At 51.5% G+C, this 21,556-nt stretch carries 22 protein-coding genes; 3 read left to right on the forward strand and 19 right to left on the reverse strand.

Going from position 1 to position 21,556, the window contains the following annotated elements:
* Positions 1-729: 729 nt before the first annotated feature.
* The 13 genes from WFK81_RS26180 to WFK81_RS26240 all read right to left on the reverse strand — a co-directional run bounded on the left by WFK81_RS26180 (position 730) and on the right by WFK81_RS26240 (position 13,941).
* A complete protein-coding gene (locus tag WFK81_RS26180; RefSeq protein WP_336789791.1) occupies positions 730-867 on the reverse strand; it encodes a hypothetical protein in 138 nt (45 codons plus the stop codon).
* Positions 868-1,008: 141 nt separating this feature from the next.
* Complete coding sequence (locus WFK81_RS26185; protein WP_336789793.1) at positions 1,009-1,443, reverse strand: rhodanese-like domain-containing protein; 435 nt, start codon at positions 1,441-1,443, stop codon at positions 1,009-1,011.
* A 105-nt stretch (positions 1,444-1,548) separates the two neighbouring features.
* Positions 1,549-2,436 carry a LysR family transcriptional regulator gene (locus tag WFK81_RS26190; RefSeq protein ID WP_336789795.1) on the reverse strand — a complete coding sequence of 296 codons (888 nt, stop codon included), beginning with the start codon at positions 2,434-2,436 and terminating at the stop codon, positions 1,549-1,551.
* Between the two features lie 31 nt (positions 2,437-2,467).
* Positions 2,468-3,661 carry a response regulator gene (locus WFK81_RS26195; RefSeq protein ID WP_336789797.1) on the reverse strand — a complete coding sequence of 398 codons (1,194 nt, stop codon included), beginning with the start codon at positions 3,659-3,661 and terminating at the stop codon, positions 2,468-2,470.
* Positions 3,627-5,519: a cache domain-containing sensor histidine kinase gene (locus WFK81_RS26200; RefSeq protein WP_336789799.1), complete on the reverse strand. Its 1,893-nt coding sequence runs from the start codon at positions 5,517-5,519 to the stop codon at positions 3,627-3,629. Before WFK81_RS26200 ends, WFK81_RS26195 begins: the two co-directional genes overlap by 35 nt.
* 22 nt (positions 5,520-5,541) lie before the next feature.
* A complete protein-coding gene (locus WFK81_RS26205) occupies positions 5,542-6,555 on the reverse strand; it encodes a substrate-binding domain-containing protein (RefSeq protein WP_336789801.1) in 1,014 nt (337 codons plus the stop codon).
* Between the two features lie 105 nt (positions 6,556-6,660).
* Complete coding sequence (gene mmsB / locus WFK81_RS26210; RefSeq protein ID WP_336789803.1) at positions 6,661-7,824, reverse strand: multiple monosaccharide ABC transporter permease; 1,164 nt, start codon at positions 7,822-7,824, stop codon at positions 6,661-6,663.
* A gap of 6 nt (positions 7,825-7,830) precedes the next feature.
* Positions 7,831-9,360 carry a multiple monosaccharide ABC transporter ATP-binding protein gene (gene mmsA, locus WFK81_RS26215; protein ID WP_336790059.1) on the reverse strand — a complete coding sequence of 510 codons (1,530 nt, stop codon included), beginning with the start codon at positions 9,358-9,360 and terminating at the stop codon, positions 7,831-7,833.
* 95 nt (positions 9,361-9,455) lie between these two features.
* Positions 9,456-10,622 (reverse strand): multiple monosaccharide ABC transporter substrate-binding protein, encoded by a 1,167-nt coding sequence (chvE, locus tag WFK81_RS26220; protein ID WP_336789805.1) that lies wholly within the window; start codon positions 10,620-10,622, stop codon positions 9,456-9,458.
* 165 nt (positions 10,623-10,787) lie between these two features.
* Complete coding sequence (locus WFK81_RS26225) at positions 10,788-11,714, reverse strand: hypothetical protein (protein WP_336789807.1); 927 nt, start codon at positions 11,712-11,714, stop codon at positions 10,788-10,790.
* 43 nt (positions 11,715-11,757) lie between these two features.
* On the reverse strand, positions 11,758-12,753 hold the full coding sequence (locus WFK81_RS26230) for a hypothetical protein (RefSeq protein WP_336789809.1): 996 nt from the start codon (positions 12,751-12,753) through the stop codon (positions 11,758-11,760).
* Between the two features lie 10 nt (positions 12,754-12,763).
* Complete coding sequence (locus WFK81_RS26235; RefSeq protein ID WP_336789811.1) at positions 12,764-13,681, reverse strand: helix-turn-helix transcriptional regulator; 918 nt, start codon at positions 13,679-13,681, stop codon at positions 12,764-12,766.
* A gap of 71 nt (positions 13,682-13,752) precedes the next feature.
* On the reverse strand, positions 13,753-13,941 hold the full coding sequence (locus WFK81_RS26240) for a hypothetical protein (RefSeq protein WP_336789813.1): 189 nt from the start codon (positions 13,939-13,941) through the stop codon (positions 13,753-13,755).
* A 490-nt stretch (positions 13,942-14,431) separates the two neighbouring features.
* Here WFK81_RS26240 and WFK81_RS26245 point away from each other — a divergent pair, with 490 nt between their 5' ends.
* Positions 14,432-14,836 carry a VOC family protein gene (locus WFK81_RS26245; RefSeq protein ID WP_336789815.1) on the forward strand — a complete coding sequence of 135 codons (405 nt, stop codon included), beginning with the start codon at positions 14,432-14,434 and terminating at the stop codon, positions 14,834-14,836.
* Between the two features lie 68 nt (positions 14,837-14,904).
* Here WFK81_RS26245 and WFK81_RS26250 read toward each other — a convergent pair whose 3' ends face one another.
* On the reverse strand, positions 14,905-15,744 hold the full coding sequence (locus WFK81_RS26250; protein ID WP_336789817.1) for an AraC family transcriptional regulator: 840 nt from the start codon (positions 15,742-15,744) through the stop codon (positions 14,905-14,907).
* 125 nt (positions 15,745-15,869) lie between these two features.
* Here WFK81_RS26250 and WFK81_RS26255 point away from each other — a divergent pair, with 125 nt between their 5' ends.
* Together WFK81_RS26255 and WFK81_RS26260 are read left to right on the forward strand one after the other, a co-directional pair.
* Positions 15,870-16,871 carry a Gfo/Idh/MocA family protein gene (locus WFK81_RS26255; protein ID WP_336789819.1) on the forward strand — a complete coding sequence of 334 codons (1,002 nt, stop codon included), beginning with the start codon at positions 15,870-15,872 and terminating at the stop codon, positions 16,869-16,871.
* 24 nt (positions 16,872-16,895) lie between these two features.
* Positions 16,896-17,834, forward strand: coding sequence for an aldo/keto reductase (locus WFK81_RS26260; protein WP_336789821.1), 939 nt, complete (start codon positions 16,896-16,898; stop codon positions 17,832-17,834).
* Positions 17,835-17,893: 59 nt separating this feature from the next.
* Here the strand turns inward: WFK81_RS26260 and WFK81_RS26265 are convergent, their stop codons facing one another.
* From WFK81_RS26265 to WFK81_RS26285, 5 genes are all read right to left on the reverse strand, one after another.
* Complete coding sequence (locus WFK81_RS26265) at positions 17,894-18,301, reverse strand: GNAT family N-acetyltransferase (RefSeq protein ID WP_336789823.1); 408 nt, start codon at positions 18,299-18,301, stop codon at positions 17,894-17,896.
* A gap of 13 nt (positions 18,302-18,314) precedes the next feature.
* A complete protein-coding gene (locus WFK81_RS26270; RefSeq protein ID WP_336789825.1) occupies positions 18,315-18,791 on the reverse strand; it encodes a GNAT family N-acetyltransferase in 477 nt (158 codons plus the stop codon).
* 278 nt (positions 18,792-19,069) lie between these two features.
* Entirely contained in the window at positions 19,070-20,032 is a 963-nt protein-coding gene (locus WFK81_RS26275; RefSeq protein WP_336789827.1) for a phosphotransferase family protein, read from the reverse strand.
* A 34-nt stretch (positions 20,033-20,066) separates the two neighbouring features.
* Complete coding sequence (locus WFK81_RS26280; protein WP_336789829.1) at positions 20,067-20,969, reverse strand: aldo/keto reductase; 903 nt, start codon at positions 20,967-20,969, stop codon at positions 20,067-20,069.
* 28 nt (positions 20,970-20,997) lie between these two features.
* A complete protein-coding gene (locus WFK81_RS26285) occupies positions 20,998-21,552 on the reverse strand; it encodes a DUF2812 domain-containing protein (RefSeq protein WP_336789831.1) in 555 nt (184 codons plus the stop codon).
* Positions 21,553-21,556: the final 4 nt, after the last annotated feature.

A 21,556-nucleotide genomic window follows, 5' to 3' on the forward strand; every position in this document is an offset into this window, starting at 1 on the left:
CAAAATCGGCCAAATAGCGTTACCACGTTTCGTTAGATTAGGAATTGTGTTGTTTTGGGCCAAATAAGCATACGTAGTTTCGTTAGCGGAGAGTGTGCGGGGAACGCGGTGCCGGCACTCTCGGGATCCGCTGTCCTATCGTAACTCTAACGAAACTGTAACACGCTATTCCAGCAAAATGGCGGTTTTGGGAACTCTAACGAAACTACATATCGTTATTTCCTCTATAAGTGCCTCTTTTTGCTCAAAATCGGCCAAATAGCGTTACCACGTTTCGTTAGATTAGGAATTGTGTTGTTTTGGGCCAAATAAGCATACGTAGTTTCGTTAGCGGAGAGTGTGCGGGGAACGCGGTGTCGGCACTCTCGGGATCCGCTGTCCTATCGTAACTCTAACGAAACTGTAACACGCTATTCCAGCCAAATGGCGCTTTTGGGAACTCTAACGAAACTATATATCGTTATTCCCTCTATAAGTGCCTCTTTTTGCTCAAAATCGGCCAAATAGCGTTACCACGTTTCGTTAGATTAGGAATTGTGTTGTTTTAGGCCAAATAAGCATACGTAGTTTCGTTAGCGGAGAGTGTGCGGGGAGAGACTGCGGCAATTAGTTGGAAATGAGTGAATCAGAGGCGAAATTAGCGGAACAGCGGGGTGAGACGGTGAACATACGGAAATGAGTGAAATCAGACAGTGATATTAGTGGGAATGAGCGGTGAGACGGTGAACATTAGCTCGGAACCAGCGGAATCAGACGGCGAACATTAGCGGGAATGAGCGGAATCGTACGGCGCTCGCTAGCGGGGATGACGGGATCGAATGGTACGTCCAGCGGAAACGAACGCGGATGCACGATGTAAGATGGCACACGTTAGCAGAGACGCTCAGGTGCGCGGTGTCGAATATCGCTCGTTAGCGAGAGGGTGCCAAGGTGAAGCAGGTTGAGCGGCGTAACTACCGCAAAAAGACCAGATTCCCTCTCCGGGGAATCTGGTCTATCACTCCTTAACTACCCCACCATCGGTGCGGTCTCCGCATGCGTGCCCTCTACCGGGTTGCCTTCTTTGCGCCAGTACTCGATGCCGCCAATCATCTCTTTTACTTTGAAGCCTAGGCCGGACAAACGCGCCGCGCCTTTGGTGCCGCCGTTGCATGCCGGGCTCCAGCAGTAAACCACGATGAGCTGCTCTTTCGAAAACGCTGCGGTGGTTTCCGCCGTCATCTCTCTCGAAGGCAGGTTAATCGCTCCCGGAATGTGACACTCGGCATACGCTTTTGGGCTGCGTACGTCAATCAGCAGAAAGTCATTGAGGCCATGCTGCATATCGTAGTACACGTCCGCTACGTCCGTTTCAACGGACAGCTTGTTCATATAATAGCGGTGCGTAGCTTCCGGCGATGCGGCAGGGGTTTCAAGGACAAGCGAGAATGGTTGGTTTGTCATAGGGAGTACCTCCAGTTAGGGGATTTGCCAATTGCCTTGGCTTGTTGAATTCAATATAGCATGACCCCTGACAACGGAGTTATCGATGGTTTTCGATGGCATACTTCAATGATTCTGATGATTGCCCCCGCCGATTAAATCCACGAAGCCAAGAAAAGCTTTGGACTGCCATTTCTTCTTCGAATAAATCAGCTGGGTATAGAACCTGCAGGCCGGGTGGTTAAAAGGCAATGCGATCAGCTGCTGCTTCCGAATTTCATCGGCAACCGCAATACGCGGCAGCAAGGCTACGCCAAGACCGTATACCACGCATTGCTTGATGGCCTCCATATTCCCGAACTCATAAGAAGGCTTGCTGTCAATCTCGCCGTCCCGCAGCACTTTGAGCAGCATGGCCCTGTACGTGCAGCCATCCTCGGTTAGGATGAGTGGTTCGCCCGATAAATCCTCCGCCCGAACCTCATTCAAACCTGAAAACCGATGCTCGGGATTCGCGATAATAACCAGCTCCTCTTCCCTTAGAACCACCGTATGGAGCTCCGGGTCCGAGAACGGCGGATCCAGGATAATGCCTACATCCATCGTCCCCTCTTTGACGGCTTCTATAATAAAAGGCTCATTCCCCGGCTGCAGCATGATGCTGATATCCGGGTACTGCTGGCGGTAAGCCTGCAAATACGGCGGCAAATAATAGGCAGCCAACGTCTCAATCGTCCCGATGGATAGCGTTCCTTTAGATTGCTTCGATACGACTTCCTTCGACTCTTCGTGGAGTCTGATCACTTCCTTCGCGTAAGGAAGCAGCGCCTCTCCGGCTATGGTCAGCCTCATGCTTCGGCCGAACCTTTCAACGAGCACGGCTCCGTACGACTCCTCCAGCCGCTGGATTTGCGTCGTAATGCTGGACTGGGCATAACCCAGAATTTCCGCCGCGCGGGTGAAGCTCCCGTGCTTCGCGACTTCGCAGAAGGTTTTTAAATAGGTCAATTCCATGCAAGAAACCTCCTTTTCCAAAAAAAGCCAGCTAATTCTGTTTCCGATACTGGTTCGGGGGCAGGCCCGTTGTTTTCTTAAATGCCGTGCTGAAATAATGCTGCGATTCATAACTAGTCTTCTCGGCGATTTCATGTATGGCCAGATCCGTCTCGTTCAGCAGCCGAATCGCCTCCTTCATCCGGGTGGCTGTCAGCATGCTTATAAACGAAGTCCCCATCTCCTGCTTGAAAATACGGCTCAGATACACGGCCGACACGTTCAGCTCACCGGCAATCCCCTCAAGCGACAAGTTTCGGTCTTCGTAGCGGCCCGCAATAATCTCCTTCGTCCGCCGGACGAAGGGACTAAGCTTCGTTTCCCGGTTAACGGAAGCCCGTGCCTCCGCATAAAGCGAGGGTACGTCCCCGGATGAGCTGTGCTGGTAGCTGGCCACAATCTCGATCTTCAAATAACCCGCCACATCCGCTTCAATCTGCCTGAAAACCGTCTCCAGCGGCTTGCCCCAGATCAGAACAACAATTAATCCTACTTTATCCCGGAAGTGAACGGAAGTAAACGGCTCCAGATGCTCTTCCATAATATTCTCGATAGCAAACAACAGAAGCTGGCGGTCCTTCTCGGAGAAAAACGCTTTGCCCTTTGACTGCTCCGGCCATCGGATGACGCCTACATAGTCCGGCTCCTCAGCCGGCATCCGGAGGAACGAAAGCTGCTCGCGAATCTCCGCTTCTCCGAGCTCCCCCTTGATCCATTCGAGGCAAAATCTTTCCCTGAGCAGCGCGAAATTTTTATCGATCTGCTTGGAAGCCATCTGCAGAAGCTCTTCGTTAACGGTCGTCTCCTCCAGCTTCTGAACAACTCTCGCCAGCACCTCTCCGAGCATATCGGGATTCACCGGCTTTAGAATATAATCGTCGACCTCCAGCTTGATCGCTTCATAAGCATAATTAAATTCATCATGACCGGTAATAATGACAATCTTGCATTTGGGAAGCTGCTCCCGAAGGTGGCTGATCAAGGTGAGGCCGTTCATAATAGGCATGCTCAGATCGACGAGCAGAATATTTACCTGCTTTTCCACGGCGAGCTCAAGCGCTTCCTCCCCGTCTTCGGCCTCCCCAACGACCTCCAGCCGCAGGTCCTCCCATGGTATAGAGCTGCGGATCCCTTCCCGGATAATGGATTCGTCATCCGCGATTAATACCTTCCATGTGCGTATCATGCGTACCCTGCCCCTTCCGATGAATGATAGGATGCTTAATGATTACCGTTGTCCCAACTTTCTCCTTGCTCTCAATCGTAATGCCATAGGCCTCGCCAAAGCTTAACCGGATCCGCTCCTGCACGTTTCGGAGTCCGTAGCTGGCCGCTTGTCCCTGCGGCCGGTCCGACGCCGCTGCCACTGCGGCTGCCCTCTGCGCCGCATTCGCTTCATGAACCGAAGGCACGGCCTGAAGCACGGCGCGCAGCGCTTCGAGTCTTACTTCGGTCATTCCCGCTCCGTCATCTTGAATAACCAGCTCCAATATCTCTTCGCTAATAATGGCGCGGATCGCAATCATCCCCGGCCCGCGGCGTTCCTTAATGCCGTGATAGATCGCATTCTCGACAAGCGGCTGAAGAATAAGCTTCAGCACGAACAGGTCGTCGCAGCTTCCGTCTACTTCGATGTTATAGTTCAGCTTATCTTTATAGCGGGTTTGCTGGATTTTCAAATAGCTCCGGATATGCTCGATCTCATCGGTGAGCGTTATCATCTCTTGGCCTTTACTCAGCCCGATCCGGAACAGCTTGGACAAGGCCTCCACCATCTCCGTCGCTTCCTTCGCGCCGTCCTTGCGGGCCAGCCACTGGATCGTATCCAGCGTGTTGTATAGAAAATGCGGCTGAATATGGGCCTGCAGGCTGCGAAGCTCCGCCTCCCGCTTGAGCCGCTGCTCCGCCCATACCTGCGAGATCAGCCGGGTCATCTGCGACAGCATTTTGTTAAAGCTGCGGCCAAGCAGACCGATCTCATCCTCCCGCTCCTCCGGAATGCGGATGCTCATATTGCCCTCCTCGACCTTGCGCATGAAGGAGGCCAACTGCGAGATCGGCCGGGAGATCGAATGGGACAGGTAATACGATGCGGCAATGCCAAGCATGCACACGATAAACACGAAGGTAACGAGGTAGAGGTTAATGTCCTTGATCTCCTGCACGCTGTCCTGAACGGCAAAGACCCCAACAGTCGTCCAATTGGTGAAAGAGGATTTCTGATAAATAAACTGCAGCTTCTGGCCTCCTACCGTTTGAGCGAACATGCCGGATAACTGCTGGCCGGGCAGGGCCAAGCCCAGACTTCCGACCTTGGAGTTTTTGGGCGCGTAAATGCTCTCGCCCTTATCGTCGATAACCATCAAATAACCTGATTTTCCAAGCCGCACATCGCGTACCGTTTCTGCGATTACCCTGAGCTTAAGATCAATAAGGACAACTCCTAACGTCTTCTGCGTATCCGGATCCTGAATGGCGCGGACAACCGAGACGACCTCGCTGTCCTTGTAATTGGAATGAGTCGTCACGTTCCGGTTGGCCGGATGGCCGATAATTTTGAAGATCCCTTTGGCCTGAACCGCTTCCTGATACCAGCTCTCCTTCGCCAGACTGTCGCTTGTCCGGGCATACATCTCGTTGCTGAAATAATCGCCGCTCGGCCGAACAACGATAATTCCCGCAACCTCCGAGTAGAGCGAAGTAAAGCCCTGCAGAAATTTGGACATGCGATATTCCTCGTGGTCATCGTCGATAGCCTTCTTCCCTTCGCTCAGGAAAGCCTGAATTTCCGGATTCATCGATATAAAATAGGAGATATTCTGAATATTGCCCGCGTAATAATCCAGCGATTTGTTCACGTTATCGATAAGCTGCATCGTATGGCCGTTGACCTGCTTCTCGACAATGCCGTTAACGATCCACCCCATTAATAATCCAATAACAAGGGAAGGCAAAATACTGATCAGCAAAAAATGAAGAATAAGCTTGTATCGGATAGACCAGTTGTTCAGCTGGAAGCTCTTCCGGAGCTGTTTGAATACCATGGCTAGCGCTCCCCTTTACCCGTTACTTGGCATAAAACTGGTCTACGTCATCCGGGGTCACTACCGTAATGCCCGTATCGATGTTCGTCGGCAGCGGCGGAATGCTGGAATCCCCGTTATCCGACATCGGGTTTACGATATGGTTGCGGAGATGGAACAGCTGCATAAGCGACCAATACCCCATATTCCATGTCCCCTGCGCCAAAGTCGCCGAGATCGTACCGCTCTTGACCATATCAAGCGTTCCTTTATCGGTGTCAAAGCTGATGATCTTTACCTGATCCAGCTTGTTTAACCGCAGAATGGCATTTCCCGCGCCAACCCCTCCGTTTGCTTCCGTTACGAAAATGCCGCTCAGATCAGGGAACTTGCTCAGCAGATCGCGAACCTTCTGCTCCGATATCATCTGATCGCCTTTGCCGTCGGCAATCCCAACCAGCCGAAGATCGGGAAATTCCTTCTCCAGCGTCTCCTCAAAGCCCCTTGTTCTCTCCTGATGGTTTAATTGATTAGGCAGCGTAATGACGCCAACCTTGCCGGCTCCGCCCGTCAGCTCGGCCATTTTCCGGGCTGCCGTAACCCCGGCGTTATAGTTATTGGTGCCGATGTAGGAATACGCTTTGCTGTTTGGCGCATCCGCGTCGAACATGACAACGGGAATGCCCGCTTCCACCGCTTTATTAATCGCGGGGTTCAAAGCCTCGGAATCGATGGCGCTTACGGCTATTCCGGCGGGACTCCGCGCGATAACCTGCTCGAGCACCATCATTTCTTCCTGCACGTCGTATTGCGTGGAGCCCCGGTATTCCACCGATACGCCAAGCGCTTCCGCCGCGTCCTCGAAGCCTTTTAGCCCGTTTTTCCAATAGTCGATACCGGCCAAAAAATTCACCATCACATACTTCTCGTCCAGCGTACCGTGCAGCCCCTCGGGCTCATCCAGCAGTCCGCTGTTGTCTTCCTTGACGAATACCATATACAAATAAGCCATCAGAGTCCCAATCAGCACGATATAGACGAGCAACAGCTTCTTCACCCGGATCCCCCCCCCTAATATGCAAAAAACCGCTTTCATTAACATAGCAGTTAAGCGCGCCTAGACACAAGAAGTGTTTAGACGCGCCAAGAGACGGCTCTGTTATTAAGCAGATTTGTTTTTGTTATAGAGGTCGAAAGCAACCGCGAGCAGCAGCACCAGACCCTTGATGCCCTGCTGATAATCAATGCCGAGACCAACCAGCGACATCCCGTTATTCATGACGCCCATAACGAGTCCGCCAACGATGGCCCCGATTACCGTACCCACTCCGCCCGTTGCCGAAGCCCCGCCGATAAAGACCGCCGCGATGGCATCGAGCTCGAAGTTCACACCCGCCTTAGGAGTAGCCGCGTTTAGCCTTGCCGCAAACACCAGTCCCGCAAGGGCGGCAAGCACGCCCATATTAACGAAGACCCAGAAGGTCATCTTTTTCGTCTTCACCCCGGACAGTCTTGCCGCCTTCTCATTGCCTCCGAGCGCATAGATATGACGGCCCATAACCGTTTTGCGCATCACGAAGGTGTACAAGGCAATCAGAATAAACAGCATGATGAGAATGTTCGGGAGACCTTTGTAGGAAGCAAGCACGTACGTGAAAAGGTTTGTAATAATCACGATAGCCGCCAGCTTGATAAGGAAGAATGGAATCGGCAGCAGCTCAAGGTTGTATCTCTTCTGAACCAGACGCCCGCGCCACTCCATAAAGATGTACAGCACCGACAGCACGATTCCGATCAACACCGTGAGCAGATGAATGTCCCAGCCGCCAGGAATGTCGGGCAGGAAACCCGTGCTTATGGAGCGAAAGCCCTGCGGGAACGGAGCAACCGACTTGCCGTCCAGCACTAGCATCGTGAGGCCTCGGAACAACAGCATTCCCGCCAGCGTGACGATGAAGGACGGAATCCGGACGTAAGCAACCCAGAAGCCCTGCCAAGCCCCTACGATAGCGCCGAACACAAGCGACAGCACCATCGCTACCGGGAAGGACATTCCGTGTTTGACCATCATGATAGCCGATACCGCGCCAACAAAGGCCGCAACCGAGCCGACGGAAAGATCGATATGGCCGGTGATAATAACGAGCAGCATGCCAATGGCCAGAATAAGAATATAGCTGTTCTGCAAAATTAGGTTCGTAATATTAAGCGGCTTCAGCAGAATGCCGTCGGATAGAAACTGAAAGAGCAGCATGATTAAGATCAGGGCAATAAACATGCCGTACTGCCGGATATTGCTGCGGATTAACTTCAGAGCGGTTTCCATGCTGTCCTACCTCCTGCTTTTCGTCATATACTTCATAAGCGTTTCCTGGCTGGCTTCGGCTCTTGGCACTTCCCCGGTAAAACGTCCTTCGTTCATGACATAGATCCGGTCGCACATCCCAAGCAGCTCCGGCAGCTCCGAAGAGATCATCAGAATGCCTTTCCCTTGTTCCGCCAGCTGATTGATAATGGTGTAAATCTCGTATTTCGCCCCTACGTCAATGCCCCGGGTTGGTTCATCCAGGATAAGGAGATCCGGACCGGTAAAAATCCACTTGCTTAACACGACCTTCTGCTGGTTTCCTCCGCTCAGGTTGCCGGTTTTCTGATGAACGCTTGGCGTCTTGATGTTCAGCTTCTTGCGGAAGCCTTCCGCCTCGGTGATCTCTTTGTAATCGTCCACCACAAACCATTTGGAAATGCCTTGCAGGTTGGCAAGCGTCGTATTGCGTTTGATATCGTCCATCAGGACAAGTCCGTATTCCTTGCGGTCCTCGGTTACGTAGGCAATGCCCTCGTCAATCGCTTTGCTGATGTCGGGCAGCCGGATTTCCCGGCCGTCCTTGAACAGCTGGCCGCTGATTTTTTTTCCGTAGGATTGGCCGAAAATACTCATCGCAAGCTCCGTTCGTCCAGCCCCCATCAGCCCGGCAATGCCAACAATCTCGCCGCGGTTAATATGGAAGCTGACCTCGTCGATCATTTTTCGGTCGGATTGCTGCGGATGATAGACGTTCCAGTCTCTAACCTCAAACAAGATTTCTCCGATATGCGGCTCCCGCTCCGGATAACGATGCGTCAAATCGCGTCCAACCATCCCTTTAATAATCCGGTCCTCGGTAATTTGATCCTCTCTCACCCGCAGCGTCTCGATCGTCTGGCCGTCGCGCAGAATCGTAATCGAATCGGCCACCTTCATAATTTCGTTCAGCTTGTGGGAGATGATAATGGACGTCAGACCCTGTTCCTTGAACGCCAGCATCAGATTCAGCAGATTCTCGCTGTCCTCTTCGTTTAGCGCCGCGGTTGGTTCGTCCAGGATAAGCAGCTTTACTTCCTTCGATAAAGCTTTCGCAATCTCCACCAGCTGCTGCTTGCCTACCCCCATCGTCCCTGCAAGCGTGTTCGGGGATTCGGACAGGCCTACGGTCTTGAGCAGCTCCCGGGTCTTCACAACCGTCTCGTTCCAGTTAATAATGCCGCGGCTTGCCTGCTCGTTGCCGAGGAAAATATTTTCAGCCACGGACAGCTGCGGAATTAGCGCAAGCTCCTGGTGAATGATAACGATGCCAAGCCGCTCGCTGCTTCCGATATCTTTAAATTCGCAGGCTTTGCCCTTGAATAAAATGTCGCCCTCATAGGATCCAAACGGATATACGCCGGAGAGTACCTTCATCAGCGTCGATTTGCCCGCGCCGTTCTCTCCCATAAGCGCGTGTATTTCGCCTTCTTTTACCTTTAAATTAACGTTCTCCAGCGCCTTTACGCCCGGAAAGGTTTTGGTGATTCCCCGCATTTCGAGCAGGATATCCGTCAAAGCTATCACCACGCCTTCAAGTAATGGAAAATGATCTAGCGACGGCTTTGAGGCCGTCGCTAAATCATTTGGCTGCCGCAATGCTTCAAATACGATTATTTCAATTCGTCTTCGGTGTAGTAGCCCGAATCAACCAGCACTTGCTTGTAGTTGGTGCTGTCTACAGATACCGGCTCCAGCAGGAAGGAAGGAACCACCTTCACGCCGTTGTTGTAAGTTTTCGTGTCGTTCACTTGCGCTTCTTTGCCTTCGATTACCGCTTGAGCCATGCTAACCGCTACCTTCGCAAGCTCACGGGTATCCTTGAAGATCGTGGACGTTTGCTCGCCGGCAATGATGGATTTCACCGAAGCAACCTCGGCGTCCTGGCCCGTAATGATTGGCATCGGCTTATCCGCCGTGCCGTAGCCTACCCCTTTCAGGGAAGAGATAATGCCGATACTGATACCGTCATATGGCGACAATACAGCGTTGACCGTGTCGGTTGCGTAATTCGCGCTCAGCAGGTTATCCATCCGGGATTGCGCGGTTGCCCCATCCCAGCGGAGAGTGGCGACCTGTTCCATTTTCGTCTGGCCGCTCTTCACGACCAGCTTGCCGCTGTCGATGTAAGGCTGGAGAACCGACATCGCGCCGTCGAAGAAGAAGTACGCATTGTTATCGTCCGGGGAACCGGCGAACAGCTCGATGTTAAACGGCCCTTTGCCGTCCTTCAGGCCAAGCTTATCTTCGAGGTAGGAGGCTTGCAGCACGCCTACTTTGAAGTTATCGAAGGTTGCGTAGTAGCTGACATGCTCGGTGTTTTTGATCAGACGGTCGTAAGCGATCACTTGAATGTTCTGGTCCGCCGCTTTTTGCAGCACGTCCGTCAGGGACTCGCCGTCGATTGCGGCAATAACAAGCACCTTAACGCCCTTCGTAATCATGTTCTCGATTTGGGAAACCTGGTTCTCGATTACATCCTCGGCATATTGAAGGTCTACCGTATAACCAAGCGCTTCGAATTCCTTCTTCATGTTGGCGCCGTCGCCTACCCAGCGCTCCGACGATTTGGTCGGCATGGAAATGCCGATTTTGCCTTTCTCTGTGGATGCACCTGCGTCTGTGCTTTCCGTGCTGTTTGCGCCCGACGCGTTGTTCGCTGCCTTTTCGCCGCCGTTGTTGCTGCTGTTGGCGCCTTTGTTACTGCTTCCGTTCGCGCCGCAGGCGGCAAGCACAACGATTAATGCGGTTAACATCAAGATCGATAACATCTTTTTCATTTCTGTCTATCCCCTCTCGATTTGTGAAATGAATGAGCTGATAGACAAATCATACAAGCGGAAGCTCTTTAAATCTTTTCACTTCGTTAACTCGTTTTTATAAAAAAACAAACAAAAAAGACTTAAGCAAGTAAATGGTTCACCTGCTTAAGTCTTTATAATGTCTTACCTCAAGGCAATATCGCCTTTTCGGATATCGAGGGTTTCCCGCATAAACGCCTTTATTTCTTCAATGGCCTTCTCCTCGGCTTGAGCGGCGTTCCGAAGCTCGGAGATCATCGGTTCCGTCAGGCTGTCATTAAACGCTAAGCGCTCCATTTCCTCGAAAGCCTCCGCCACGCAATCGTACTGAACCGATGCGGCTCGAAGCGAGGGCCAATAAGTTTCCAACACGGAGAAATAGCATCGGATATCCCTCTTAGCAGCCGCGTAGCTTCGCAGCGTAGTCCACCATCCCTTACGGTCATAGTTTCCGCTTTGCAAAGCTGCCGTTATTGCCGCATACGCAGCTCGGCCGCAGGCATACTCCGTCCCGGGCAGGAGCGGATCATGGGTTTCCCAGCGGTATACCGCCTGCATTAGCGATTCCCGGCATATTTCCATATGGTCTAGCGCAATCCTGTTCCCGAAGATCTGGTAATACCAATAAGGCGAGATAGGACTGCCGAAGGAGTTATACGGCAAATATTCCAATTCATCGCTTCCGTTCGAGAGAATAAGGGAATGCTGTGCATCATCATAACCAACGGCCACAACAAATTGATTCCGCCAAATAACGGCGCCTATTCCATTGTCTATCGACTTTTTAATCTGGCATACAGCCTCTTCCCTATAGAGCGGTAATGTGGCATCAAAGCTAAAGCCAGCATTTTGCGAAGAGCCGATCCCTAGGAAGTCCGCCGCGAGAAAATTCTCGGCTACCCAATTGTAAGCTGTCGAAGACTCCTCTGTTAAACGCCGATTTACGGTAAAACGGAAAGCCGAAGATGTCATGCCCGCCAGCATCGCTTTTGAGCCATTTATCCATCCTTTATGATGAAGAACGGCAAACATAGCATCAATATACGATTCCGACTCCACTGTCATCTTCAAGTCTGCAAGGATAACCACCGCCGCTCACCTCTCTTCACGCTAATCATTTGGGGGTATGAATTCCCCATCTAGGGATGATGGACCTCCGCGGATCCGGGCAACGGTCCGATATTTGGCGGAATTCGCGAACCGCTTGATCCTCCAGCTGCTTTGCCTCCGCTATATGCCCGATTAAGGCATCCAACTGACAGCGGTCTACATGTCTGGAGTCACCGTTAGGGATAATGGCGTTTCGAATCAGCGGGAGCAGCTCATTTAGCTGCTTATAGAGCCGTATAGCTTCATCTATTTCAGGCCAAAGTCCTCGCGCTTCTTGCAAATAAGAGAGAATCTCCTCCCTTGAATAGCAATAGGAATCAAGGATATAGACGGCACCGCCTTCATCATAGTCTCCCTGCCGAAGAGCCTGGATCAAGAAGTCATAAGCTAGCTTGCCGGATGCGATATCTGTGTTGGGCAGTGTTTTATAGGGAGTGTCCCAGTCATAAATGGCTAGCCGCAGCGATTCAAGGATCATCAGCTCTCTTGCGATATCCACCTTCCCGCCAACCGCCTGACAATACCAGAACTCCGTAAAATTAAGACCCAAATTGTCATACAAGACAACATGCGGTTCATCCGACCAGCCATCTTTTACGAAAAACACCCGGTCCTCGTCATCATAGCCGTCAATAACCCCAAACTCCGGAATCCAATAAATAACCCCTGCCCCTTTATCAAGACTATCCTTCACCCACTCAATGGCATCCTGCTGGTAATGGCGGAAGGTCGGATGTCTCGTCCGTCCGCAATCAAAGACCGTATAAATACCAAGGTTGTCCATACCCGGCTTATGCTCGTTGATCCATTGCCCGTATGCCGATACGGACAAAGGCAGCAGTCTTTCATGGACCGTAAATTTGAAAGCCATTCCGGTAAGTCCCGAAAGCCGGTATTTGGGGCCTTCAAACAAACCGGCTGCCGTTAGAACGGCATAGAGACTGTCAATATAGGATTTGGATTCCCGTTTCATGTCGAGCTTCAGCTGTACGCTTGGCATAGTCCTCCCCCTAACGGAATTCCGTCGTTGTGCCTAATCGCTGCGAGATCTGCTCGCACTTGTTTTGCAGCTTGTGTTTAAGCCACCTCGGAGCAATCAGTTCCTCCCATTCGGCAACAAGCAAATGCTGAAGAAAGCTGTCCGTATCATAAAAAGCAATGGTATAAATAAGCTCTTCTTGCGCTTGTATGGTAAACCCCCTCCAGCTATTGCCGCTCAAAGGGGAGCTCAGTCTAATCTTCGCCATATACGGAGCGCGGGCTGGCTTGCTGCCCTGTTCCAAGCAGACGAATTCACACCTCTTGGGCTCGCACTCGGATGCCGCATCCGCAATGGAAATCTGCAGAATCCCATCCAGTCTAAGAAGAACCTGACGTTCATCCACCCCGGTATACACGGCAACATAATCCGCATGATAACGGGAGACGAAGCGAACTGGGACGACAAGCAATTGACGTTCGCCTTCTTCATCCTTGTAGAGCAGGTGAACGGATTTTTTGCCCGCTATAGCCTGGGAAAGCAGCTCCATCGCTTGTATAGTCCTCGGATTGGCATCAAATATAGGAAGCCTGATTCCGTCCAAATGATCGGAAGCTTCGAATCTGCCTAGCAAATCCGCCACGCGCTTTACGGACTCGGCGTTGTCGTAATTATAGTGCCGGTATCGAAGCGCAAGATATTTCAGTATCTTCTGCTCTTCTTCCGACAAATACAGATGCGGCAGAACAAACGCCTCATCTTCGTAGCAATAGCCCCGGTACTTCGCCACATATTTGAGCGGAGCGCGAAGGGACATTTCCATGTATTCAATATCCCTGGCCGCTTGTCTCTTCGAAATCTCGAATTGTTTAGCTAGAAGGCTGCTATTCGGATAATGTCCCGCACGTACTTGTTGATCGAACCATCCAATGCGATGCATATTGCTCATCCTTGCACAGCCTCCCTTTCTCATTTCTATTTATTACATCATTTTCTAGAGACGGACTGCAATCCATTTTTCTACAAGACTGCTGCGTCTACTCTCTCTTGCGCGGCATTTATGCACCGTTTGCACACTTTCAGCGTTTTCCCTTCCGATGTCGTCTGCGTATACAAAAGCTTAATTCTTGATCTGCCGCATACGGGACAAGTCCCTCTGCCTCGGGATGGAAGGTTCCACAATACGCGTCCTCGTTTTGTTTTTGCCATTGTTCATGACCTCGTTTCGTTGTGATGTGCCCATTATAAAACAAGAGGTATGACATAAAATGTCATACCTCTTAAGAAGTTTTGATTTCCTGACGCAAAATCCATCCTTGGCCAGATCGGCGCATTAGCTCAACCCATGCTGGAACAGACAAGCAAATAGGCTTTAAATCCGCCATTATTATGATGGTGTATGGAGCAGTCCTTGTTTCTTCCCGCAGTACGTTGGATTTCTTCCAGTGAAATTACGGTAAAAGGAGAGAGGCCAGGAGCTACAATGGATTCAATCCAGTATAAAGGATCAGAATAAGCCGCTTTCGTCCAAGTAAACGTATTATGCTGTATCCAATCCAATCTAGCACAAGTGACCGGGCAAAAATGTCTCATTACGCTGTATGAAATCCAATGTAGCTCCCGCCCTAGATTCGCTTCTGCCCCCAAAATTAGAGTATAGTAGGACTAGTTGAAAAATATATTCCAGGAGGCTAAAGCCATGCCACAGGAGATTTGGATTAACCTGCCGGTTAAGGATGTTGAGAAGTCGACTGCCTTTTTTAATGAGATTGGATTCCAAGCAAACAACGTAGGCAACGAAAGAGCAAAGCTTAGCATCGGCCAAACAACGATATTGCTGTTCCCTGACGCGGCGCTTGAAAAATTTGCAGGCGCGAGAATAGCGGATACCTCCCAAACGGCGGAAGTATTGTTCTCCCTTGGGGCGAATAGCAGAGAAGAAGTGGACGAGCTTATTCGAAAGGTAGAGTTGGCCGGCGGCACCGTCTTCGGCAAGCCTAGCGAATCGGACGGCTGGATGTACGGCGCGGGCTTTGCCGATCTGGACGGCCACCGTTGGAATCTGCTGTACATGGATGAGAGCAAAATGCCGAAAGGCAAATGAAAAATCCAACTTATAAATTCCATAGTGGTGAAAAAACGCCGGTGGCCTGCTTAAGGCCACCGGCGTTTTTATACCCCGTACAATCTCCGGTATGCCGTTGGCGTCATCCCTTCATGCTCCATAAACCGTTTGTTGAAGTAGCTCACGCTTGGATAACCCGCCTCCTCCGCAATCTGCCCGATGTTATCGTCCTTTCGCTCGAGAAGCCACTGCTTCGCCGCCTGCAGGCGGCAGCGGGTAACAAAGTCCATTGGCGTCATGCGCATGGCACTACGGAACAGTTTGCAGAAGTAATACGGCGTTACTCCTACCCGGTCTGCCCACTCCTCCAGGATAAAAGGCTTCACCGCCTCCTGCTGCATTAGCGGAAGCAGCTCCATAATGCGCTCGCTCGAAGTCCCCGTCTTGTTCCCCTGCAGTGCTGCCGCATGCTCGACAAACACCGTGAGCAGCATATAGGTTAGCATAGACAGCTGGGCTGGCCGCAGCATCCGGTGAGTCTCCGCTTCGCATAACAGCTCTTCATGCGCCTGCTCCCAAATCTGGGGCTGCCGAAGCTTCCATAGCGGACTTTTATGAAAACCCTGCTCGATCAGATAATCCCGCAGGCCCGTACCACCGTAGAAATGAATCCATCGCACGTCCCACGGCTCATCTTGGCTGCTGTAATAGCGCTGCTTCTGCAGCGGAAAATACAGCACGGCTTCTCCTGCCCGAAGCTCATGAACAACGCCGTCAATCTCCGCAAAGCCCTTGCCGGAAACACAGTAATGGATGTTGAAATTGTTCAAGGCGCCCGCCTCCCGGTAAACGCTATGCTCGTGGTCAAACCGATAATGGCCAACCGATTCAGGCATGCAAAAATACGGCATATTCGGAAGCGTAAGCAGATGGCTTTGGCGTTTCATATCAGGCACCTCTTTATGACAATATTGTTCTAAAGGTATACAAAATAATATCATTTTAATTTTAATTATCTTCTCCTATAATCGCAATATAGTCATAAATCATTCTAACGAAGCGAGGGTGAAGCATGAGCAAAAAGCTTAGATGGGGCATTCTGGGATGCGCTAATATTGCAAAAAACGCGGTAATTCCAGGCCTTCATTTATCCGATTCGAACGAAGTGGCCGCGATCGCGAGCCGCGACGGAGACAAGGCCAGACAAACCGCCGAAGAGCTGAATATTCCTACTGCCTATGACAGCTACGAGGCGCTTCTAGCCGACAGCTCGATTGACGTTATTTATATCCCGCTGCCGAACCATCTCCATAAGGAGTGGGCTATCCGCGCAGCGGAAGCAGGCAAGCATATTTTGTGCGAGAAGCCTCTCGCGCTGAACGCGCACGAAGCGGCAGAGATGGCCGAAGCAGCCGACAAAGCAGGCGTTCTTCTGTCCGAAGCGTTTATGTACCGTTATCATCCTCGTTATCAACAGATTAAAGAGCTCATCGCTTCCGGTGCAATCGGCCAGATTCGCGGGATCCGAAGCGCGTTTACGTTCAACAACCCAAACGATTCCAAGAATGTCCGGTTCCGCAAGGCTTGGGGAGGCGGCTCCATCTATGACGTAGGCTGTTACCCGATTAACGTGGCGCGTCTGCTGCTCGATAAAGAACCGGAAGCGGTTACGGTTAACGCCCTCTTCTCGCCGGAGCATGACGATGTCGATATGATGGCCTCCGGCCTGATTGAATTTGAAGGCAACGTATCGCTTACCTTCGACTGCGGCATGTGGGCGGCATTCCGCAATCCGCTGGAGATTCTCGGAACAGACGGTATTATCGAAGTTCCGTCCGCATTTGTTACGCCAACGGCGGAAAGCAGCCAAATCTACCTGACTGCAAACGGTGAGCGCCGCCAGATTGAGGTACCGTACGTCAATTCGTATACGGCGCAAGCGGATTCCATTGCCCGTTCCATTACAAACGGCACTCCCTTGGAATTCCCGACATCCGATGCCATCCGCAACATGAAGGTTATTGATGCTTGCCTGTTATCTGCCCGCGAGCATGCGCGAGTCAAATTGAAATAATAATCTCTGAGGAGGCTGCTTCATATGGAATTTTTAAAGGTACAAGGATTGGACAAACCGGTATCCCGCTTGATGAAAGGCACGGACTATTTCTACCACGACTCTTATGAAAAAGCCGCTGCCAACATGGACGCATACTTCGCCATTGGCGGCAACTGTTTTGACTCCGCTCATATTTATTGCGGCGGTCAGAGCGAGGAAGTGATCGGCCGTTACCTGAAGGAACGCGGCAACCGCGACCAATGGGTAATCCTGACCAAAGGCGCCCATCATGACCATAACGGACCGCGCGTCAGCCGCGAAGCGATCCGCAGCGACCTGATGACCAGCCTTGAGCGCCTCCAAGTCGATACGATCGACATGTACGGTCTGCACCGCGATGATCCCAATGTCCCTGCAGGCGAAGTGATTGAGATTCTGAACGAGCACATCAAATCGGGCGCGGTTCAAACGATCGGCGTATCCAACTGGACTTGGCAGCGCATTCAAGAGGCGAATGATTACGCAGCGGCAAAAGGCCTTGTCGGCTTCTCGTTCAGCAGCCCTAACCTCAGCCTTGCGAAAGCCAACGAGCCGTTCTGGTCCGGCTGCGTATCCGTCGACGACGAGACCCTTGCCTGGCATGAAGCCAACCAGCTTCCGCTGTTCTCCTGGTCTTCCCAGGCTCGCGGCTTCTTCACGGGCCGCTTCACGCCGGAGGATCGCAGCAATGCCGATCTGGTCCGCGTCTTCTACAGCGACGACAACTGGGAGCGCTACGAGCGCGCGAAGCAGCTCGCCGAGCAAAAGAACGTCACGCAAATCCAGATCGCGCTCGCTTACGTGCTTAACCAAGCATTCCCGACCTGCGCCCTCATCGGCGCCCAATCGCTCGAGGAGCTCCGCTCCTGCGACGAAGGCTCGCGCATTAAGCTGACCCGCGAAGAGATGGCTTGGCTGGATCTGAGCTCGGATAAGAAGTAAATATAAAGAAAAGAACGCTCTTTCCAGTAGAGCGTTCTTTTTTACAAATAAATGAATGGCTAAGACCCCGGCCTCCTGACCATAAACCGCTCCGCATTACGCTTGAAGCCGAACTGCTCATATAATCCATGGGCATCCAGCGTACCCAGCAGTCCCGACAGTCCTTCGTATTGCTGCACGATCCACCCCACAAGCTCCTTGCCTAAGCCATGCCCCCGATGCTCTTCATCGATATAAACATCGGCCAAATAATAGACGGTAGCCCAATCCGTTATGACCCGGGCAAAGCCTACCTGCCTGCCTTCGCAATAAATACCGTAGCACGTAGAGTTCTGAATCGACTTTTCAATCGTTTCCCTTGTCCGCTGGTTCGCCCAATAACTTTTCGCCAGAAAGGCCTGAATCTTATCCAAATCAAGCAGGGACTTATCATCGCTAAACCGGTAATTGTTATATAGATGCTCCATGGTCGGTGGCCTCCTAAATGAATATCTTTGTAAAAGTAACTCGGTCATACCCTTCGGCAAAAAAGTCTTTCTCCTCCTTAACCAAGTCAAATCCGATGCTGCTGTAAAAAACGATCGTCCCCCGATTTCCCGGATGGCCAAGCGTATACAAAATCACCTGCTTCTCTCCGAGTTCTCTCAGTCTATCGCAGATTTCGCTTAGCAGTGCCCGGCCAATACCTTTCCGTGCCGCACTCTCTTTAACAACAACGCCAACAATCTCGTAAAGACCAACCTCGTCATTAAAAATATAACCCGAGTGCCCGATTACGGCCCCGTTATCCTCCGCCACAAAATAATCGCTTCTGCTATTGGAAGGAGAAGAGGCTAAATATTCGGCCCACCTTACGGGATATCTAGCAATAACAAAAGGCGGAAATTGCAGGGGATACTCTTTTAAAATAGGAATAACTCGATCTTGATCGTTTTGTTGGAGTTGGCGGATGCGCATCTAGGACCTCCTATCGGGATTGAACGAACATGATTCTACCAAACGATTGTTTATCCATATTTTACAGATAAAATGAAGTAGATTTCAAAGTTTTCTTGTTGCTAACGCAAGTTAGTCGTATCTTAACGATGTCGCACATCGCTAAGCACGTCCACAGAGCATAATTTTCCCTCCTTAGCGATGCCGCGCATCGTTAAGCCATCTTGAGGGTACTTTCCCATTGCCCTCGCACAAAAAAACCGCCCCAAACGGGGCGGCTCATCATCAGCTTTGCTTTTTTACAAAGACTGAAGCTGCTTATAGCCTTCTTTAAGATTCTCGTACGTCCACTTGATATGGTCCTGATTCTCGTATTTGCGGTAGGTGCATTCGATAACGAGAATAAGGTCGAGATAGAAGTTGTATAGTACCCGCCTTCTTTGCTCGCTTTCGGTCAAGCCGCTAATGCCATAGCCCTCGTAGAAGGCCTTGGACGATTCCTTCGCGAAGCGGCCGAAATAAAACTCGCTTAGCGGGTCGCCCCAGAAAGCACGCTCGAAGTCGATCAGTCCGGAGATGCTTCCTTCTTGAACAAATATGTTGCCGTCCCACAAATCCCAGTGGACCAGCGAAGCTTCCTTCACATCCGCCAGCAGTCCTCTCGAACGGCTTAGTTCCTTCTCAATCTCCGCATAGGACACCGGCAGCTCAACGCTTGCATCCTTGCCATCGGCCAGCACATCCGCCATCATGCCCTCAAACGCTTCCGACCAGTTATCCTTCCTTCGGCCCTCCGGTTGAAGCGACCCAAAGAAGCTGTTCTTATACGCATTAATGGACCGGCTGTAGCCGCCAAGCTCGCGTGCGATGTTCTCCCGCTCTTCCCGCGAGAGAGAGTCCCTGATTTTATTCATGGCCGTGCCTTCCACGAAATCCATGAAGAAATACTCCGCTCCAATGAGCGAGCAGCTGGAATCGTAAGCATAGACGCGAGGTACCGGCAGTCCTGGCGTATTCGCGACGAGGCGCATGGCTTCTACTTCCGTCCGCATGATGTTTTTCTCGTAACGCATAACCGGCTTATCTGAGGAAGGCGCAATTTTCAGAACGACCTTCCGGCCATCCTCCAGCCTAATGGAATAGGCCATGTTGGCCCAGCCATCCGTAAGCTCGCTTGCGGAGCGGAAGGACTGTCCAAAAGCCTCCCGCACGATCGTTCCGATCTCCCTGTCATTCAACCTGTACTTGTTCGCATTTTCCATTGCGCCTAACAACCTCCGGACTTTGGGATAGGGCTTACCGGTGAACCTTGTACACGCTCGCTTTGCTTAAGCGGCGGATGAGTCGTACTTCTTCCTCCGTCAATGGCGAAATTTCCGCGGCAGAGATATTTTGCATAAGCTGCTCATGGGAGCTTGCTCCCGGAATCGCCACGGCTACAGCAGGATGGCTAAGAGAATAACGGATCGCAAGCTGCGAGAGACTCCGTCCGTCAGACGCCAGCTGCTCCAGTTGACCGCGAAGCTCAAGGAGCTCATCCAGCTCATAGTCCAGCACGCCTTTGGCCGGCTGGCGGTTTGCCGCAAGCGCGCCGCTCGCAACAGGCCCGCGCGCGATCAGGCTAAGACCCTTTTCCTCCAATAGCGGAAGCACCGTTTCCTCTGCGCGACGATCCACAATGCTATATTGATTCATTACGCTTACGATGGAAGAACGAGAAACATACTCCCGAATGACATTTGGACGAATGGACGAAATCCCGTATTCCCGGATCACGCCCTCCCGCTTCAATTGTTCGAACGCTTCGATTGTCTCGTCAATCGGATCCTCGATCGTCCCGCCGTGCAGCTGGTACAAATCGATGTAATCCGTGCCCAGCCGCCTTAGGCTGTCCTTCACCGCGGATAAAATATAGGCTTTCGACGGATCCCACGCCCAGCCCTCCTGCCCGGCTATTCTCCGGTTGCCGACCTTTGTCGCCAGCACCACCTGCCCACGGCGTCCCCGGATGGCTTTGCCGACAAGCTCTTCGTTTCGGCCATTGTCATAAAGATCGGCTGTATCCAGCAGAGTTACTCCCCGCTCCAGAGCTTCATGAATAAGGGAAACGGCCTTCTCCTCATCCGTGCCCAGCGACATGCAGCCAAGGCCAATCTCCCCTACGTATAATTCCGAACCGCCTAATTGATTTTTTCTCATCCGGATCTGCTCCTTCCTGCTCTTCACCTTAAAGTTTAAGTCCGTTTACTTTCTTCTGCATCCTCCAGCAGCCATAGCCCAATACGGCGAACAGGAATAAATAAAGGACCATCAACGGCACGCCTAACGTCCATAACCTTTCGCTAAAGAGGTTACTTAAATTAACGATATTAACAAGCATAATGACGAGGTTAACGAGCATCATAACGGCCATAACCCCTTGCAATCTTTTGTACAGCATAATAAGCGAGTCGCGGTCCGTATAAAGCCGTGGCTCCTCCCCAGGCTGCCATTCCCGGCGAAAATAATGCCAGAGCGAGCCGTAAGAGCTGACATACTCCCAGCCTGCGTCCTTATACAAATCAATATACTCCTGAAACTTGCTGCTTCCAAGCGTTTGCCCCGTCTGGTAATCCAGTCTGTACGTATACCGGACCGATTCATCCTTTGCGAAGAAGCTGCTTGCCGTACTCGCCTTTTTGAAATGCAATCCGTCACGGGACATATCGTTAAGCCACTGCTCTTCCTTCTCAAAGTTCCAGCTCATCGTCAGCCGGCGCCGCTTAATCAGCTTGTCGTCCATCCGT

This window comes from Paenibacillus sp. MMO-177 (genome assembly GCF_037147795.1).
Lineage (GTDB): Bacteria > Bacillota > Bacilli > Paenibacillales > Paenibacillaceae > Pristimantibacillus.